Annotated in this window: 1 protein-coding gene; it reads right to left on the reverse strand. The window is 42.3% G+C overall.

Features of this window, described 5'->3' with window-relative positions; all coding sequences use genetic code 11:
* Window positions 1–29: 29 nt before the first annotated feature.
* A complete protein-coding gene (coaE, locus tag A3729_RS01765; RefSeq protein WP_082865443.1) occupies window positions 30–653 on the reverse strand; it encodes a dephospho-CoA kinase in 624 nt (207 codons plus the stop codon).
* Window positions 654–771: the final 118 nt, after the last annotated feature.

The raw sequence follows: 771 nt of genomic DNA on the forward strand, positions 1-771 counted from the left end.
AGTTTACCTTTAGCTCATTACTTTTTGACTTACTCACTTGCTAGCTCCAAATAGGCTTGGTGTTGGCGAAGAACATTTTGTTTTAAGCTTGCTAAATCACGGTCATTACTGATCACATCATTTGCGCGCTCTAATTTATAATCTCTTGGGAGCTGCATATCAATAATTTTCTGAATTTGTTCAGTAGAATTTTGGTCTCTTTCACTTGCTCGTTGTAATTGGAGTTCAACAGGAACATCAATAAGTAATATTCGTGATACCAGTTCAGCTTGATCGGTCTCGAAAAGCAAAGGGGATACGAGGATTACATAAGGGCTGTCTGCACTGTTTAACTGCCTTTTGATTTCGCTTCGAATTATCGGGTGCAGTAAGCTTTCGAGCCATTGTTTTTGATCTTTCGATGAAAATATAATTTGGCGCAAGGCTGCTCTATCAAGCTCACCAGTATTGGTAAGTATATCGGTACCGAAGTGAGTAGCAATTTTGGAGAGTGCGGCAGTGCCAGGTTCAACAACTTCACGGGCGACAATATCGGCGTCAACAATACAGATACCCAATGCCTGGAATTCGTCTGACGCTGCAGTTTTTCCGCTGCCGATACCACCGGTTAAGCCAATAATAAGCTTCTGCTGTGCTTTGGAATTAGTATTCACTATGATGCTCACTATTCAGCGCTATGCTTGAAGGCTACCGAGCCAAAAGCGAACTAGCTCATCACCAAAAATCATATAGATCCAGCCAGCAATGGCTAGATAAGGCCCGAAAGGGATC

Source organism: Oleiphilus sp. HI0043, from assembly GCF_001634935.1.